This is a genomic window from Micromonospora zhanjiangensis, from assembly GCF_042650605.1.
In the GTDB taxonomy this organism is placed as follows: Bacteria; Actinomycetota; Actinomycetes; order Mycobacteriales; family Micromonosporaceae; genus Micromonospora_J; species Micromonospora_J zhanjiangensis.
Genome location: NZ_JBHSBN010000125.1, coordinates 1 through 676 on the forward strand (window position 1 = coordinate 1; position 676 = coordinate 676).

Below are 676 nucleotides of genomic sequence, written 5' to 3' on the forward strand. Positions count from 1 at the left end.
GCATCTACGGCTCCGGTGTCCAGATCGGCACCGGCTGGCAAGCCTTCACCTCGTACGGCCTCACCGACTTCAACGGCGACAACCGACCCGACATCATCGCGGCGAACAGCACCACGGGGATCCTGTGCCCCATGAACCCCGATGGGACGATCGGCACCAGCAGCCAAATAGCCACCGGCTGGTAACAGCGACGAACCACAGGTCGGCCGGGCGCCTCAGCGCCCGGCCGACCTGCCGTTGAAAGCGAATGGCTGAACTCGCCGTACCGGAAGGCGCGGGATGCAAGCCGAACCCGCGTCCCAACACCACGCTCCGGCCCGACCCGGGTACCTAGCGCAACCGAACCTCACGCCGTTCGGCGGTCGCCGGCGGCACCGCTTCCCAGGCCGCCGCTGCGGCCGTCGCCGGACCGTCCCGGACGGATTGACGGGCGTTCTGGCCAGCCGAACCATCCTTCGGTCAGGTCGCGGGGCGGAAGACGACGGCGGTGCCGTTGACCAGGACCGGCTGGTTGTACGAGTGCTGCACCGCCGCCGTACCGGTCGGGTCCTCGATGCCCACGGTGGCGCTGTCGCCCAACTCGCGCGGCTTGCTGGTGGTCAGGTCGCGGTAGTTGAAGGCGATCTCGCCGTTCTCCGACAGCACCGCCTCGACGGTGAGCCGGGCGGACGACGAG

Annotated in this window: 2 protein-coding genes; one reads left to right on the forward strand and one right to left on the reverse strand. The window is 69.2% G+C overall.

Going from position 1 to position 676, the window contains the following annotated elements; genetic code table 11:
* Positions 1-185: FG-GAP repeat domain-containing protein (locus tag ACFOX0_RS34240; RefSeq protein WP_377553850.1), on the forward strand; the 185-nt coding region annotated here is incomplete at its 5' end.
* 274 nt (positions 186-459) lie between these two features.
* Here the strand turns inward: ACFOX0_RS34240 and ACFOX0_RS34245 are convergent.
* Positions 460-676: hypothetical protein (locus ACFOX0_RS34245; RefSeq protein WP_377553851.1), on the reverse strand; the 217-nt coding region annotated here is incomplete at its 5' end.